Source organism: Actinophytocola sp., from assembly GCF_035634895.1.
In the GTDB taxonomy this organism is placed as follows: domain Bacteria; phylum Actinomycetota; class Actinomycetes; order Mycobacteriales; family Pseudonocardiaceae; genus Actinophytocola.
The window spans coordinates 1-17,604 of sequence record NZ_DASQCC010000206.1; the positions used below are offsets into that span (position 1 = coordinate 1).

Below are 17,604 nucleotides of genomic sequence, written 5' to 3' on the forward strand. Positions count from 1 at the left end.
CACCGCCTTGATCAGCCCGGCGAAACCGGCCGACACGAGCAGGTGGCCGACGTTGGACTTCACGGCGCCGACGAGCAGCGGGTGGCCGGCGGCACGCTCGCCGAACACCGCCAGGAGCGCGCCGAACTCGATGGAGTCGCCCAGCGACGTCCCGGTGCCCTGCGACTCGAGGAAGTCGAGGTCGTCGGGGCGCAGTCCGGCGTCGGCGAGCGCGGCCCGCAGCACCGCGATCTGGGCCGCCTTGTTGGGCGCGGTCATGCCGTTGCTGCGCCCGTCGGAGTTGACCGCCGACCCGCGGACCAGCGCGTGCACGCGGTGGCCGGCCTTCTCGGCGTCCGACGCGCGGGTCAGCACGACCGCCCCGCCGCCCTCGCCGAGGGTGTAGCCGTTGCCGGACTTGTCGAACACCTTGGCGCGGCCGTCCGGGGCGAGCATGCCCATCTTGCTGAACTGGACGAACATGGCCGGGTGCACGAGTGCCGAGGCACCACACACGATGGCCCGGTCGCACTCGCCCCGGCGCAGGCTCGCCACGGCGAGGTCCACCGCGACCAGCGCCGACGAGCAGGCCGTGTCGACGGTCAGGACCGGACCGCGCAGGTCGAGCTGGTAGGCGAGGCGGCCGGCCGCGGCACTCATCGACCCGCCGATGGTGTAGAACGCGTCGTTGATGCTGGCCGGGCCGTCGGCCTCGTTCTCCAGCTGCATGTACGCCCGGGAGTCGGACAGCGCGACGAACACGCCGGTCCTGCTCCCCCGCAACGTCTCCGCGGCGACGCCGGCGTCCTCCAGCGCCTCCCACACCAGCTCGTGCATCAGCCGGTGCTGCGGGTCGATCCGCAACGCCTCCGAAGGCGGGAAGCCGAAGAAGGCGGCGTCCCAGGAGGCGATGTCGTCGAGGAACCCGCCGCGCTGGGTGTAGGCCTTGAGCGACGCGGTCGGGTCCGGGTCGTACCAGTCCGCGGCGTTCCACCGGTCGGCGGGCACCTCGGTCATGGCGTCGACCCCGTCGAGCAGGGCCTGCCAGTACCGGGCGGGAGTGGTGCCCCCGCCCGGGAACCGGCAGCTCATGCCCACGACGGCGAGCGGTTCGGTCGCGGCGGCCTCGACCGCCCTGAGCCGTTCCTTCGCCTCGACCAGCTCGCCGGTGACCCGCTTCAGGTACTCGACGAGCTTCTGTTCGCGGGTCTGTTCCATAGTCAGCTTGCCTTCCCCAGCTCCGAGTCGATGATGTCGAACAGGTCATCGGCCGAGTCCACACTGGACAGCCGGGCCTTCACCACGTTGTCCTCGCGGTTCGGCCTGCGGGCCTGCCAGCCGGCGACGAGGTCCTGCAGTGCCTCGTCGATGCGGGTACGGGTCTCCTCGTCGTCGACGGCCACGGCGGCGAGCGCCTCGGCCACCCGCCCGAGGTCGCCGAGCACCGGCAGCGGTGCCGCCGCGTCGTCCGCGATCAGCTCGGTGCGGATCTGCTCGGCCAGCGCGGCGGGCGTCGGGTGGTCGAAGACCATGGTCGGCGCCAGCTTCAGGCCGGTGATCCCGTTGACGCGGTTACGCAGCTCGACCGAGGTGAGCGAGTCGAACCCGATGTCCTTGAACGGCTTCTCCGGCTCGACGGCCGACGGGTCGGCGAGCCCGAGGACGGCGGCCACCTGCGCACGCACCAGGTCGACCAGGACCCGGTCCCGTTCGTCCACCGTCAGCGCGGCCAGGCGGTCGACCAGCGTGGCGTCCTTGCTGACCCCGCCCGCGGCGGCCCGCTTGGCGGACTTGCCGGCGAGGCCCCGGAACAGCGGCGGCACCATGCCACCCGCGCGGCGCAACGCGCTCTGCTCCAGCGGCACGCCCAGCAGGACCGGGTGGTCACCGGCCACCGCGTCGTCGTACATGCCCATGCCCTCGTCGATCTCGATCGGCCGCATGCCGCTGCGGGCCATGCGGGCGATGTCGCCCTCGTCGAGGTGCTCGGTCATGCCCGACTTCTCCGCCCACACGCCCCACGCGACCGAGGTGGCCGGCAGGCCGAGGTCCTTGCGGTGCTGGGCCAGCGCGTCCAGGTAGGAGTTCGCCGCGGCGTAGTTGGACTGGCCGGGACCGCCCATGATCCCGGCGGCGCTCGAGAACAGAACGAACGCCGACAGGTCGGCCTCGCGGGTCAGCTCGTGCAGGTTCCACGCCGCGTCCACCTTGGGGCGCAACGTGGTGACGAGCTTCTCCTCGTTCTGCGACGCGATCACGCCGTCGTCGACCACGCCCGCGGTGTGGATCACCGCGGTCAGCGGGTGCTCGGTGGGGACCGACGCGAGCAGCGTGGCGAGCGCGTCCCGGTCGGCCGCGTCGCAGGCCTCGACGCGGACGTCCGCGCCCAGCTCGGTCAGCTCGGCGGCCAGCTCCGGCGCGCCGTTCGCGGCCAGGCCGCGGCGGCTCGTCAGGATCAGGTGCCGGACCCCCTGCGTGGTCACGAGGTGCCTGGCGAGCGCGGCACCCAGGGTGCCGGTGCCGCCGGTGATCAGCGCCGTCCCGTCCTGGTTCAGCGGGGCCGGCACGGTGATGACCACCTTGCCGATCTGCTTGGCCTGGCTGAAGAACTGGAACGCGTCCCGCGAGCGGTGGACGTCCCACGCGGTGAAGGGCAGCGGCGGGGCGTCGCCACTGGCCACCAGGCCGGCGGCCGCGTCCCAGCCGGGCACGATCTCCTCGACCGGGGCGCCGAACAGCTCGAACGGCAGGTACCGCGTGCCCGGGTAGGCCTGGGCCCGCTCGTCCGCGTCGCGCAGGTCGGCGACGCCCATCTCCAGGAAGCGGCCGCCGTCCCGCAGGAGCCGGTAGGAGGCCTCGATGAACTCGCCGGTCAGCGAGTTCAGCACGATGTCGACGCCCTCGCCGTTCGTGGTGGCCCGGAACTTCTCCTCGAAGTCCAGCGACCGCGAGTCGCCGATGTGGTCGTCGTCCAGGCCCATGGCCCGCAGGACGTCCCACTTGCCCTTGCTGGCCGTGCCGAACACCTCGACGCCGTGCCGCCGCGCCAGCTGGATCGCGGCGTGCCCGACACCGCCCGCCGCGGAGTGCACGAGCAGGCGCTCGCCCGGCTTCATGTCCGCCAGGATGTGCATGCCGTGGTAGGCGGTCGTGTACACCAGCGGCGTGGTGGCGCCCTCGGCGAACGACATGCCCGGCGGCAGCGGTGCCACCATCACGGCCTCGGTGACCGTCTCGGGGCCGATCGAGCCCTTGAACATGCCGATCACGCGGTCGCCCGGCCTGACGTTCGTCACCGCGGAGCCGACCTCCAGCACGACGCCGGCGCCCTCCTGGCCCAGGCCGTTGATCATCGGCGCGAGCCCGAGCACGTTGAACACGTCGCGGAAGTTCAGCGCGCACGCGCGGATCGCCACGCGCACCCCGGTCGCCGGGATCGGGTCGTCGAACCGCGTGTCCGGCATCAGCTCCAGGTCCGCGATGGTCTTGCCCTCGGTGTGCAGGCGCCAGATCCCCTCCCCCGCCGGCTCGGCAAGGCCCGGGGTTCGCCGGGCGAGCCGAGGCACCAGCACGGTCCCGCCCCGCACCGCGGCCTGGGACTCGCCGGTGGCGAGTGCCGCGGCCACGGCGGCCGGCGTGGTGTCCTTCTCGCCGAGGTCCACGATCGTGAACCGCTCGGGGTTCTCGGTCTGGGCACTGCGCAGCAGGCCCCAGACCGCGGAGCCGGGCAGGTCACGCACCTTCTCGCCCGCGGTCGAGGAGGCGGCGCCCCGCGTCACCACGACCAGCTGGGACTCGGTGAACCGCTCGTCGGCGAGCCACGCCTGCAGGATCTCCAGCACGCGCAGGGTCTCAACGCGCACCGCGTCCGGCGTGGCGTCGTCCGTCGTGGCCGGGACCAGCACGACCGGCGGCACGGTCTCGATCGCCGTGAGGCCGGCGTGGGCCGTGACACCGTCGGTGGCCAGCGCGTCGGCCAGGGGGCCGGCGCCGACGACGGCCCAGCCGTCGGTGGCCGGCGCGTCCTCGTCGGTCTCCTCCGGCGCCACCCACTCCAGCGCGAGCAGGGAGTCGTCGTTGCCGGTGGACTTCATCGCGGCGAGCGCCTCCATGGAGAACGCCCGCAGGTGCAGCGACTCGACCTTCGCGACCGGCGCGCCGGTCTGGTCGGTGGCCGTGATCGTGATGGTGTCCTCGCCGATCAGCTTGACCCACACCCGCAGCGCCCTGGCGCCGGGCGTGTACAGGGAGACGTCGCTCCAGTGGAACGGCACCTGCCCCTGGCCGTCGGTCAGCTCGCCCGCGCCGAGGGCGTGGAACACCGAGTCGAGGAGCACGGGGTGCAGCCCGTAGCTGGCGGCGGCACTGGCCTGCTCGGGGTCCACCGCCAGCTCGGCGACGACCTCGTCCCCGACGTGCCAGGCGGCACGCAGGTTCTGGAACGACGGGAGGTACTGGTAGCCGATGTCGGCGAGGTCCTCGTACAGGTGGGTCACGTCGATCTCGACGGCGCCGATCGGCGGCCAGGAGCCGGACACCGGCGTCGGCTCGGGCACCTGCGCAGACAGCGTCCCGCTGGCGTGGCGGGTCCAGGGCTCCTCGTTCTCGCCGTCGTCGTTCGTCGGTCGCGAGTGGACGGCCACGGCGCGGACGCCGGACTCGTCGGCCGCGGACACGTTGACCTGCAGCTGGGTCGCCTGCCCGTCGCTCAGCACGAGCGGGTTCTCGATGGTGAGCTCGTCCACGTGCGGCGCGTCGGCGACGGCGCCGGCCTTGAGCGCCAGCTCCACGAACAGCGAGCCGGGTACGACGGTGACACCGCCCACGGCGTGGTCGGTGAGCCACGTGTGGGTGGACGGGCTGATCCGGGCGGTCAGCACGAAGCTGTCGGAGTCCACGGGCTGGACGACCGGGCCGAGCATCGCGTGGTCCGCGGTCTCGAGGCCGAGCGAGCGGATGGTGCCGCCGCTGCCGCTGCGGGTGAGCCAGTAGTGCTTGTGGTCGAACGCGTAGGTCGGCAGGTCGACGTCCACCGCGTCGGTGCCGGCGAACTGGGCGCGCCAGTCCACCGTGGCGCCCCGGGTCCACAGCGCGCCGAGCGCGGCCAGCACCGCGTGCGTCTCCGGCTTGTCCTTGCGCAGCGCCGGCGCGAAGACCACGCCGTCCGTCTCGTCGAGGCAGCCCTGCGCCATGCCGGTCAGCACGCCGTTCGGGCCCAGCTCGACGAACGTGGTGACCCCGGCCTCGGCCAGCGAGCGGACACCGTCGCAGAAGCGGACCGCGGCACGGACGTGCTCGGTCCAGTAGTCCGGGGACATGACCTGCTCGGCGGTGGCCAGCCGGCCGGTCACGTTGGAGACGATCGGGATGGTCGGCGCCGCGTAGCCGACGCCGGCGGTGATCGTGCGGAACTCCGGGAGCATCGGGTTCATCAGCGCCGAGTGGAACGCGTGGCTGACGGTCAGCCGCTTGACCCGCCGGCCCCGCTCCTCGAAGTGCGCGGCGACCTCCAGCGCGGGCGCCTCGTCGCCGGAGACCACGACCGACGTGGGGCCGTTGATCGCGGCGATGCCGACGTTGCCGCTCAGCAGCGGGAGGATCTCGTCCTCGGTGGCCTGGATCGCGATCATCGCGCCGCCCGAGGGCAGCGCCTGCATCAGCGCGCCGCGGGCGGCGACCACGACGCATGCCTCCGGCAGGGTCAGCACGCCGCTCACGTGGGCGGCCGCCAACTCGCCGATCGAGTGCCCCGCCACGTAGTCCGGCGTGACGCCCCATGCCTCGAACAGCCGGAACAACGCCACCTCGACCGCGAACAGCGCGGGCTGGGTGTAGCGGGTCTCGTCGAGGTCCTCACCGGTCGCGATCACGTCGCGGAGTGGCTTGTCCAGCAACGGGTCCAGCTGCTCGCACACCTCGTCGAAGGCGGCGGCGAACTCCGGGTGGCGCTCGTACAGCTCGGTGCCCATGCCGGCCGTCTGCGCGCCCTGGCCGGTGAACAGGAACGCGACCTTGCCGCCGTTCGCGCCGGTGGTCACGAGGTCGTCGAGCGACGCGAGCAGTTCCTCGCGGGTGGTGCCGACCACGACCGCGCGGGTGTCGAACCGGGCGCGGGTGTCGACCAGCGAGCGCGCGACGTCGATGGGCCGCAGCCGCTCGTCGGCCGCGACGAACGAGCGCAGCCGCTCCGCCTGGCCCCGCAGCGCGGTCGCGGTCTTCGCGGACAGCGCCCACGCGACCGGGCCCTCGTAGGAGGCGGCGTCCTCTGCGGTGTCGTCCTCGGGCGCCTCCTCGACGATCAGGTGCACGTTGGTGCCGCTGATGCCGAACGAGGACACGCCCGCGCGGCGGGGCTGATCGCCCTTGGGCCACGGCCGGGCCTCGGTCAGCAGCTGGACGGTGCCGGCCGACCAGTCGACCTCGGGTGTCGGCTCGTCGACGTGCAGTGTCGCCGGGAGCAGCTCGTTGTTGAGCGCGAGCACCATCTTGATCAGCCCGGCGACGCCGGCGCCCGCCTGCGCGTGGCTGATGTTCGACTTGACCGAACCGAGCCACAGTGGACGGTCGGGCGAGTGCGCCGCGCCGTAGCTCGCGATCATGGCCTGCGCCTCGATCGGGTCGCCGATCGTGGTCGCCGTCCCGTGCGCCTCGACGGCGTCCACATCGGACGGACCGATGCCGGCGTCGGCGAGCGCGGCGGCGATGACCCGCTGCTGCGCGGGGCCGTTCGGCGCGGTGAGGCCGTTGGACGCACCGTCCTGGTTGGTGGCCGACCCGCGGATGACCGCGAGGATCCGCCGGCCGTTGCGCTGCGCGTCGGACAGCCGTTCGAGCAGGACCATGCCGACGCCCTCGCCCCAGCCGGTGCCGCCCGCGCTCTTGGCGAAGCTGCGGCAGACGCCGTCCGGGGACAGGCCGCCCACCTGGGAGAACTCGATGAACGAGAACGGCTGCCCCAGCACGGTGACGCCACCGGCGAGCGCGAGGGAGGACTCACCGTCGCGCAGTGACTGGGCGGCAAGGTGAATCGCCGACAGCGACGAGGAGCACGCCGAGTCGACCACGACGGACGCGCCCTCGAGGCCGAGGGTGTAGGAGATGCGGCCCGTGACGATGCTGGGCGTGGTGCCGCTGACCAGGAAGCCCGACAGGTGCTCCGGCATGTCGAAGTAGTCGCTGATGTAGTCGTGGTACATCGAGCCGGCGTAGACCGCGGTCTTGGTCCCCCGCAACGAGGTGGGGTCGATACGCGCGTTCTCGATGGTCTCCCACGCGGTTTCCAGCAACACCCGCTGCTGCGGGTCCATGGCTAGCGCCTCGCGCGGGGCGATGCCGAAGAACTCGGGGTCGAAATTGCCGGCCTTCTCCAGGAATCCGCCGTGCTTGACATAGCTCTTGCGCTTGACGCCCGGATTGGGGTCGTAGACCAGCTCGATGTCCCAACCGCGGTCTCCGGGGAACTCGCTCACGCCGGTCTTCTTGTTCACCAGCATGTCCCACAGCTCGTCCGGCGAACTGACGCCGCCGGGCAGCCGGCAGGCCATGCCGACGATCGCGATCGGCTCACGCGTGTCGTCGGCGAGCCGCTGGTTCTCCTTGCGGAGACGGTCGTTTTCCCTGAGAGACTCGCGCAGAGCCTCGACAAGTTCTTCCGAGGAAGTGGACATGTGTTTTTCTCCAATGAGAACCTGCGGACCCCTGCGATGTTAACCAGGATCGGGCAAATGGGTTAAGTGTGAAAAACAGGACCTTTCCAGATTTGGGCCATTCCCGGGTAACTCCCCACGAACGTTTTCTTCAGCCGGCCAGTTTCTCCGTCCCCGACGGCAGCCGTGCGCCGAGATACGTCGTCAGCGACGCGAGGTTGGGGTGGTCGAAGATCAGCGTCGGCGGCAGCGCGAGCCCGGTCGCGGTGGACAGCCGGTTGCGCAGCTCGACCGAGGCGAGCGAGTCGAAGCCCATCTCGTCGAAGCGCCGCTCGGCGTCGACCTCGCCGGCCGCGCCGAAGCCGAGGGAGGCCGCGATTTCGGCGGTGACCAGCTCCGCCAGGGCCTTCTCGCGGTCCGCGCCGGTCAGCTCGCCCAGCGTTTCCGCCCACGATCTGGTGGAGACGACGCGCTCGCCCGCGTTGCGGCGGGTGGTGCGCACGAGACCGCGGAACAGCGGCGGGCAGCCGCCACCGAGCGCGGCGAGCGCGGAGGTGTCGAGCTTGAGCGGCACCACACTGTCCCGTTCGGACAGCAGCGCGGCGTCGAGTCTCGCCATGCCTTCCCGCTCGGACAGCGTGAGGAAGCCGGCGCGGGCCATGCGCGACCGCTCGACGTCGCCGAGCTTGCCGGCCATACCGTCCGACAGCGACCACGGTCCCCACGCGAGCGACACCGCGGGCAGGCCGTTCGCGCGGCGGTGCGCGGCGAGCGCGTCGAGGAAGGCGTTGGCGGCGGCGTAGTTCGCCTGGCCGGGGTTGCCGAGCACGCCCGCGAGCGAGGAGAACAGCACGAACGCATCGAGGTCGCGGTCCTTCGTCAGCTCGTGCAGGTTCCACGCGGCGTCCACCTTGGGCCGCAGCACGGCGTCCACGCGGTCGGGGGTGAGCGCGGAGAGCACGCCGTCGTCGGTGACGCCCGCGGTGTGGATCACGGCGGTCAGGTCGACGCCGTCGAGGACCGCGGCGAGCGCGTCGCGGTCGGCGGCGTCACAGGCCGCGAACGTCACGGTGGCGCCGAGCTCGGTCAGCTCGGCGGCCAGCTCCCCGGCGCCGGGTGCGTCCGCGCCGCGGCGGCTGGCGAGCAGGAGGTGCCTGACCCCGTGCTCGGTGACCAGGTGGCGTGCGGTCAGCGCGCCGAGGGCGCCGGTGCCGCCGGTGACGAGGACCGTCCCTTCGGGACCGAACACCGTGGTCCGCTCGCCGGGACGTAGGCGGGCGAGCCGGGCGAGGTGGGCGGTGCCGTCCCGCACGACGAGCTGCTGTTCCTGGCTGGCGAGAAGTTCGGGGGCGAGCGGCCCGTCGTCGTCGGTGTCCACCAGGGTGATCCGGCCCGGGTTCTCCGACTGGGCGGAACGCACCAGGCCGACGACCGCCGCCGCCGGCAGGTCGGTGACCGGCTCGCCGGTCAGGCCCTGCGCGCCGCTGGTCCGGACCACGAGCCGAGACCCGGCCAGCCGGTCGTCGCCCGACCAGGTCTGCAGGGCGTGCAGGACGTCGTGGGTCGCCTTCCTGGTCGCCTCGGCCACGTCGCCGCACTCGCCGCGGACGTCGAGGACGATCGCGTCGGGTGCCTCGCTGAGCGCGCCGATCCCGGCGGGTGTCGTCCGGACACTGGTGACGTCCGGCCCGGTCGTGGCCGGCAGTGGGGTCCAGTCGAGGGCGAGCAGGGCGTCCACGCCACGGTTGTAGGCGGCGTCGGCCTGCTCGTGGGACATGGCGCGGCCGGCCATCGCGCGGACGTGGGCGACGGGACGGCCGTGCTGGTCGGCGAGGAGGATCTCGACGGCGGACTCCTCGGTGGAGATCATCCGCACCCGCAGGGCGGTCGCGCCGGTGGCGTAGAGGTGCACGCCGGACCAGGCGAAGCCGACGGCGACGCTGACGCTGTCGAGGTACTCGGACGCGCCGAGGATCAGCACGTGCATGGCCGCGTCGAGCAGGGCCGGGTGGAGGTTGAACTCCTTGGTCTCCTCGACGTACTCCTCGGGCAGCCAGACCTCGGAGTACAGCTCCTCGTCGAGCGTCCAGGAGTGCCGCAGGCCCCGGAAGTGCGGGCCGAAGGTGTAGCCCTCCTTCAGGAACCGGTCGTACAGGTCGCCGACCTCGATCGGCTGAGCGCCCGGCGGCGGCCACTCGGGCATCTCGGCGCGTTCCTGCGGCACGGTCGGGCGGGGCATGGTGGCGGTGTTGGCGAGCGCGCCGGAAGCGTTGCGGGTCCAGCCCCACTCGGCGGGCGCGTCGTCGAACCGGGAGTAGACGGTGAAGCGGCGGTAGCCGGCCCGGTCGGGCGCGGCGATCACGAACCGGACGTTGCAGGCGCCCTCGTCCGGCACGACCAGCGGCGTCTCGAGGACCATCTCCTCCAGGTAGTCGCAGCCGACCTGGTTGCCGGCCTCGATGGCCATCTCGACGTAGCCGGTGCCGGGGACGATGACGCGGCCGAGCAGGGTGTGGCCCACCAGCCACGGGTGGGTGCGCAGCGTGAGCCGCCCGGTGAGGACGACCTCGTCGGACTCCGGCAGGGTGACCATGGCGCTCAGCATGTTGTGCCTGACCGGGATCAGGCCGAGTCCCGCGGCGTCCGAGACCGCGCCCGGCCGGAGCCAGAAACGCTGGTGGGAGAAGGCGTACGTCGGCAGGTCGACGCGCCTGCCGGTGAGGATCGTGGTCCAGTCGGGGCCGGCGCCGGTGACGTGCAGGCCGGCGAGGGCCTCGAGGACCGCGCCGGTCTCGTCGCGGTTCCGGCGGAGCGCGGGGACGAGCGTGGCGGGGGTGTCGAGGGTCTGGGCGGCCAGGCCGGTCAGGACGGCGTCCGGGCCGATCTCCAGGTACCGGGTGACGCCCAGGCCGGACAGCGTGGTGACCGCGTCGGCGAAGCGGACCGCGCCGCGGACCTGGCGTACCCAGTAGTCGGCCGTGATCTCGGTGACCGGCTCGCCGGTGAGGGTGGAGACCAGTGGGATGGCGGGCGTGGCGTAGGTGAGGCCCGCGGCGATCGCGCGGAACTCGTCGAGCATGGGGTCCATGAGCGCGGAGTGGAACGCGTGGCTCACCTTCAGCCGGGTGGTCTTGCGGCCCTGCTCCTTCAGGACGGCAACGATGTCCAGCACCGACCGCTCGGGACCGGAGATGACCACGGCGTTCGGCGCGTTCACCCCGGCGATGCCGACGTCGCCGCTGAGGTGGGGCGTGACCTCGTCCTCGGTGGCCTGGATGGCGACCATCGCGCCGCCGGTGGGCAGTGCCTGCATCAGCCTGCCGCGCGCGGCGACCAGTCTCGCCGCGTCCGGCAGGTCGAGGACGCCGGCGACGTGGGCGGCGGCCAGCTCGCCGATCGAGTGGCCGGCCACGTAGTCCGGCCGCAGGCCCCAGGACCCGAACAGGCGGAACAACGCGACCTCGGTCGCGAAGAGCGCGGGCTGCGTGAACCCGGTCTGCTCCAACGCGTCCGCGTCGTCGCCCCAGACGACCTCCCCGAGCGGCCGGGGAAGGTGCCGGTCCAGCTCCGCGGTGACCTCGTCGAAGGCGGCGGCGAACGTGGTGAAGGTGGCGTGCAGTTCGCGGCCCATGCCGAGGCGCTGCACGCCCTGGCCGGTGAACAGCCAGGCGGTCCTGCCGCCCTGGCGCGTGGAGCCGGTCACGGCCCCGCCCCTGCCTTCCGCGAGGGCGGTGAGGCCGGCGAGCAGCTCGTCCCGGTCGGCGCCGAGGACCACCGCGCGGTGTTCCAGCGCGGCACGGGTGGTGGCGAGGGAGTACGCCACGTCGGCCAGCTCCTCCGTGCTGAGGAAGGACCTCAGGCTCGCGGCCTGGTCACGGAGACCGTCCGCGGACCGCGCGGACAGCAGCCACGGGACGACCGGCGGGGAGCTGCCGGCGGTCCGCGGTTCGTCGATGTCGGGGGCCTGCTCGATGATGACGTGCACGTTCGTGCCGGTGACGCCGAACGACGACACGCCGGCCCGGCGCGGGGCGCCCGTCGCCGGCCAGTCCCTGGCCTCCGTCAGCAGCTGGACGGTGCCGGCCGACCAGTCCACCTGCGGTGTCGGCTCCGCCACGTGCAGCGTCTTCGGGAGGCGGCCGTGGCGGATCGCCTGGATCATCTTGATCACGCCGCCGACGCCGGCCGCCGCGATCGCGTGGCCCATGTTGGACTTGATCGAGCCGAGCCACAGTGGCCGGTCCGCCGGCCGGTCCACGCCGTAGGTGGCGAGGAGGGCCTGCGCCTCGATCGGATCGCCGAGCGTGGTGCCGGTGCCGTGCGCCTCGACGGCATCGATGTCCTGTGTGGACAGTCGGGCGTCGGCGAGCGCGGCGCGGATGACCCGCTCCTGCGACGGCCCGTTCGGGGCGGACAGACCGTTGGACGCGCCGTCGGAGTTCACCGCCGAGCCACGCACGACCGCGTGGACCGTGTGGCCGTTGCGGATCGCGTCGGACAGCTTCTCCACCACCAGGATGCCGACGCCCTCGCACCAGCCGGTGCCGTCAGCCGACGCGGCGAACGAGTGGCAGCGGCCGTCGGCGGACAGCCCGCCCTGCCGGCCGAAGTCGAAGAACGCGGACGGTGTGGACATGACCGTGACGCCGCCCGCCAGCGCCAGGTCGCACTCGCCGGCGCGGAGTGCGTTGGCGGCCTGGTGCAGGGCGACGAGCGAGCTGGAGCACGCCGTGTCGACGGTGACCGCCGGGCCGACGAGGCCGAGCACGTAGGAGATCCGCCCCGAACCGGCGGCGGGGGCGGCGCCGGTGTTGTAGTAGCCGCCGAGGTCCTCGTCGCTGGACATCATCAGCGTGCCGTAGTCGTCGCCGTTGATGCCGGCGAACACGCCGGTCTGGCTGCCCCGCAACGAAAGCGGGTCGATGCCGGCGTGCTCCAGTGCCTCCCACGCGGTCTCCAGCAGCAGCCGCTGCTGGGGGCTCATGGCCAGCGCCTCACGCGGGCTGACACCGAAGAACGCGGCGTCGAAACCGGCGACGTCGGCGAGGAAGCCGCCGCGGCCGGAGCCGGTCGAGTCCAGGCCGAACCGCTCGGACAACACGGCCCAGCCGCGGTCGGCTGGGTACGGGCCGGTGGCGTCGACGCCACCGGCGACCAGCCGCCACAGCTCGTCCGGGCCGTGCGCGGTCGGGTACCGGCAGCCCATGCCGACGACCACGACGGGCTCCGGCTGCCTGGTCTGCAGCTCGCGCAGCTGCTCGCGGGTCCGGTGTAACTCGGCGGTGACCCGCTTGAGGTACTCGAGGATCTTGTCGTCGGTCATCTGGGTATCTCCCCTAAGCCACGCCGAGGTCGTCGATGAAGGCGAGCACGTCCGCCGCGGACGCCGCCTTGAGCTTGTCCTCGACGGAGGTGACGTTCTCGGTGCTCGCGGTGGTGGCCCGCGCCTTGTCGTTCAGCTCGCTCACCAGCACCTGCAGGCGGGCGGTGATCCTGGTGCGCTCGATCTCGTGTGCCGGCAGGCCGGCGACGACCCGCTCCAGTGCGTCCAGTGTGGACAGGACGGGGTCGGCGGCCGGGCCGCCGGCGAGCCCGAGGCCGGTACGCAGGAACGCGGCCAGCTCGGTCGGGTTCGGGTGGTCGAACACCACGGTGGCCGGCAGGCCCACCCCGGTGGCCGCGACCAGCCGGTTGCGCAGCTCGACCGCGGCGAGCGAGTCGAAGCCCAGCTCCCGGAAGGCGGCCCGCGGCGCGACCGCGTCGGCGGTGTCGTGCCGCAGCACGGCGGCCGCGTGGGTCGCCACCAGCTCGACCAGCTCGCGTTCCTGGTCCGCCTCGGACAGCGTGGCGAGCCTGTCCACCAGCTCGCTCGACGCCGCGCCCGGCTCGGTCTCGGCGGCCAGCGCCGCGACGGCGGCCGGGACGCCACGCAGGAGCGGGCGCGGCCGGGTCAGGGTGTAGGTCGGGACGAACCGGGTCCAGTCGATGGCGGCGACGACGGGGTTCGGCTCGCCCTCCTCGACTGCCTGCCGCAACGCGTCGACGGCCAGGCGCGGGTCCATCGGGTCGAGGCCGTAGCGGGACAGGTCGCCCTCGGCGGCCATGGTGTCACCACCCCAGGCGCCCCAGGCGACCGACGTGGCGGGCCTGCCCCTGGCCCGGCGCTGGTGGGCGAACGCGTCGAGGTAGGCGTTGGCGGCGCCGTAGGCGGCCTGGTGGCCGCTCCCCCAGACGGCCGCGCCGGAGGAGAACAGGACGAACGCGTCGAGCTCCAGTCCCGCGGTCAGCTCGTCGAGGTTGCGGGCGCCCTCGATCTTGGCGCGGCCGGTCTCGGTGACGTCCTCGACCGTGGTGTCGGCCAGCGCCACGGGGACGGGCAACGCGCTGGCCGCGTGCAGGACGGCGGTCAGCGGCTGGTCGGCGGGCACGGCGTCGAGGACGGACGTCAGCGCGGCCCGGTCGGCGACGTCGCACGCGGCGATGGTGACCCGGGCGCCGAGCTCGGCCAGCTCCTCGGCCAGTTCGGGCGCGCCGGGGGCGTCGGTGCCGCGGCGGCTGGTGAGGACGAGGTGTTCGGCGCCGTTGCCGGCGAGCCAGCGGGCCAGGTGCGCGCCGATCCCGCCGGTGCCGCCGGTGACGAGGACGGTGCCGCGGGGCTGCCATGGGGTGGCCGGCGCGGCCGGGCCGGCGGGTGCTGGCGTCATCCGCCGGCCGAACAGCCCGTCCCCGCGCACCGCGAGCTGGTCCTCGTCCGTTGTGGACAGTGCGGCGCACAGCAGGTCCGTCGTGGCCGGTTCGGTGTCCGGCAGGTCGACGAGGCCGCCCCAGCGGTCCGGCAGGTCGAGGGCGAGGACGGTGCCGAGGCCCCAGATCGCGGCCTGCTCGGGGTCCGGTGTGGTGCCGCCGGCCGCGACCGCACCGGTGGTGACGCACCACAGCGGGGCGGTCAGGCCGAGATCGCCGAGGGCCTGCGCGAGCGTGATGGTGGCGGCCAGGTCGAGTGCCGCCACGACGCCGGCGACCGGCTCGCCGGCCACGGCCGTGCGGACCGCCTCGGCCACCGTGGCTCGGTCGCCGGTCGTGTCCACGCGCACCACCTCGGCGCCGTGCTCGGCCAGTCCGGCCGCCACCGCGCCGGCGCCGGCCACCAGCCAGCGACCGGACAGCGTCGCCGCCGGTGTCGTGAGCCGTTCCCAGGTGACCCGGTAGCGCCACGAGTCAACCGTGGCGCGGTCCCGGTCGGCGATGAAGCGCTCCGCCGCCGGCTCCAGCCAGTAACGCCTGCGGTTGAAGGCATAGGTCGGCAGGTCGACCGGGGACGCGTTGTGGGGCAGGAAGAACGCCGGCCAGTCGACCGGCCGGCCGGCGCAGTGCAGCGCGGCCAGCGCCTCGACCACGGTCCGCTCTCCCGGGTGCTTGCGGCGCTGGGTGGGCAGCATGGTGGCCGGCTCGGCGAGACAGCCCGGCACCATCGCGGACAGCACCGCGTCCGGACCCAGCTCGACGTAGGTGTCCACGCCTTCGGCTTCGAGGGTCCGGACCGCGTCGGCGAAGCGGACGGTCTGGATCACGTTGCGGATCCAGTACTCCGGGGTGGACATGTCGGTCACGTCACCGGTCACGGTGGACACGACCGGGATGGTCGGCTCCGCGTAGGCGATGCCGGCCGCGACGCGGGCGAACTCGGTCAGCATCGGGGCCATCAGCGGTGAGTGGAACGCGTGGCTGACGGCGAGCCGGCTGGTCTTGCGGCCCAGTGCGGTGAAGACGGCGGCGATGTCGAGCACGTCCCGCTCGGGACCGGAGACGACCACGGACGACGGCCCGTTGACGGCCGCGATGCCGGCCGACTCGGTGAGGTGTGGCGTGACCTCGTCCTCGGTGGCCTGGATGGCGGCCATGGCGCCGCCCGGCGGGAGGTCCTGCATCAGGCTGGCCCGCGCGGTGACTAATCGCGCGGCGTCGGGTAACGACAGGATGCCGGCGAGGTGGGCGGCGGCCAGCTCGCCGATGGAGTGCCCGGCGAGGAAATCCGGCCGGATCCCCCAGGACTCGAACAGGCGGAACAACGCGACCTCGACCGCGAACAACCCGGGCTGTGCGTGGGCGGTCTGGTTCAGCAGTTCCTCGTCGTCGCCCCAGAGGACGTCACGCAGCCCGTGGTCCAGCTCGTGGTCCAGCTCGTGGTCCAGCTCGTGGTCCAGTTCGGCGAGCACCTCGTCGAACGCGTCGGCGAACACCGGGAAGGCGTCGGCGAGCTCGCGGCCCATGCCCAGGCGTTGCGCGCCCTGTCCCGTGCACAGGAAGGCGATCCTGCCGCCCCTGGTCGTCGCCTCGACACCGGCCAGCGCGGCGATGATCGCGTCCCGGTCGCCGCCCGTGACGGCGGCACGGTGTTCGAAGTGTGTCCGGGTGGTGGCGAGCGCGTACGCGACGTCCACGGTGGACAGTTCGGGATGCGCGGCCAGGTGGTCGCCAAGCCGGGCCGCCTGCGCACGCACCGCGGCGGGATCCTTGGCGGAGAGCACGAACGGCAGGATGGGCGAGCCGGTCGACGCGCTGGGTTCCGGCTCCTCCGCGGCCTCGATGATCACGTGGCTGTTGGTGCCGGACAGGCCGAACGACGAGACCGCCGCGCGGCGCGGGCGGCCGGCGTCGGGCCACGGCCGCTCCTCGGTCAGCAGCCGGACCACGCCCGACGACCAGTCGACCTGCGGCGTCGGCTCGTCCACGTGCAGGGTGCGCGGCAGCAGGCCGTGCCGGATCGCCTGCACCATCTTGATGATGCCGGCCACCCCGGCGGCGGCCTGGGCGTGGCCGAGGTTGGACTTGATCGACCCGAGCCACAACGGGTTGCCGGCGTCGCGGTCGCGGCCGTAGGTCGCCAGCAGCGCCTGCGCCTCGATGGGATCGCCGAGCCGCGTGCCGGTGCCGTGTGCCTCCACCACGTCGATGTCCCGGGTGGACAGTCCGGCGTCGGCGAGCGCGGCGCGGATGACCCGCTCCTGCGACGGACCGTTGGGGGCGGTCAAACCGTTGGACGCGCCGTCCTGGTTGACCGCCGACCCCCTGACCACCGCGAGGACCCGGTGGCCGTTGGCCGTCGCGTCCGAGAGGCGCTCCAGCACGAGCACGCCGACGCCCTCGGCCCACGCCGTGCCGTCCGCGGACGCGGCGAACGACCGGCACCGCCCGCGTTCGGCGAGTCCGCCCTGGCGGGCGAACTCGTTGAAGGAGCTGGGGGTGGACATCACGCACACGCCGCCGGCCAGCGCCAGCCGGCAGTCGCCGCGGCGCAGGGCCTGCGCCGCGAGGTGCACGGCGACGAGCGACGAGGAGCAGGCGGTGTCGACCGTGAGCGACGGGCCCGTCAGGCCGAGCGCGTAGGAGACGCGCCCCGACGCGACGGCCGGGGTGATGCCGGTGCTGATGTAGCCGCCGACGTCGTCGGTGGACATGAGCGCGGGAAAGCCGTAGTCCTCGCCCATCAGGCCGGTGAAGACGCCGGTGGTGACCGACCTCGCGGTGTCCGCGTCGATCCTGGCGTGTTCCAGTGCGGCCCAGGAGGTCTCGAGGAGGACCCGCTGCTGCGGGCTCATGCCGGACGCCTCACGTGGGCTGACGCCGAAGAAGCCGGCGTCGAACTCGGTGGCGCCGGCGAGGAACCCGCCCGATCCACCGAGGACGGACGTCATGTCGAAGACGCGCGCGAAGGCGTCCCAGCCGCGGTCGGTGGGCAGTGGGGAGATGCCGTCCCGGCCCTCGACCACCGCGTCCCACAGGGATTCCGCGTCCTCGATGCCGCCGGGGTACCGGCAGGCCATCCCGACGATCGCGATCGGCTCCCGTGCGGCCGCGACGAGATCCGCGTTCTCGCGTCGAAGGTTCTCGTTCTCCTTCAACGACGAACGCAGCGCCTCGACAAGTTCATCAGACGTGGCCATACCGTCCCCAAAGCGCGTCGGCTCCTCGGTCGATT

Annotated in this window: 3 protein-coding genes and 1 pseudogene; all 4 read right to left on the bottom strand. The window is 73.1% G+C overall.

The genetic code is table 11. From position 1 onward, the window contains the following. Positions 1–1,197, bottom strand: a 1,197-nt coding sequence (locus VET29_RS31020; RefSeq protein WP_324927114.1) for a beta-ketoacyl synthase N-terminal-like domain-containing protein, incomplete at its 3' end; no start/stop codon positions are given. 2 nt (positions 1,198–1,199) lie between these two features. Next, positions 1,200–7,646 (bottom strand): SDR family NAD(P)-dependent oxidoreductase, encoded by a 6,447-nt coding sequence (locus VET29_RS31025; protein WP_324927117.1) that lies wholly within the window; start codon positions 7,644–7,646, stop codon positions 1,200–1,202. Positions 7,647–7,776: 130 nt separating this feature from the next. Next, positions 7,777–9,864 (bottom strand): type I polyketide synthase, encoded by a 2,088-nt coding sequence (locus VET29_RS44185; RefSeq protein ID WP_414636669.1) that lies wholly within the window; start codon positions 9,862–9,864, stop codon positions 7,777–7,779. 12 nt (positions 9,865–9,876) lie between these two features. Next, positions 9,877–17,569: pseudogene (locus tag VET29_RS44190) on the bottom strand (SDR family NAD(P)-dependent oxidoreductase); the annotation flags it as partial. Positions 17,570–17,604 lie beyond the last annotated feature (35 nt).

What these genes read in the sequence shown, in the direction of transcription:
- VET29_RS31025 (WP_324927117.1), bottom strand. Translation starts at nt 7,646, where the DNA reads ATGTCCACTTCCTCGGAAGAACTTGTCGAGGCTCTGCGCGAGTCTCTC.
- VET29_RS44185 (WP_414636669.1), bottom strand. Translation starts at nt 9,864, where the DNA reads ATGCCCCGCCCGACCGTGCCGCAGGAACGCGCCGAGATGCCCGAGTGG.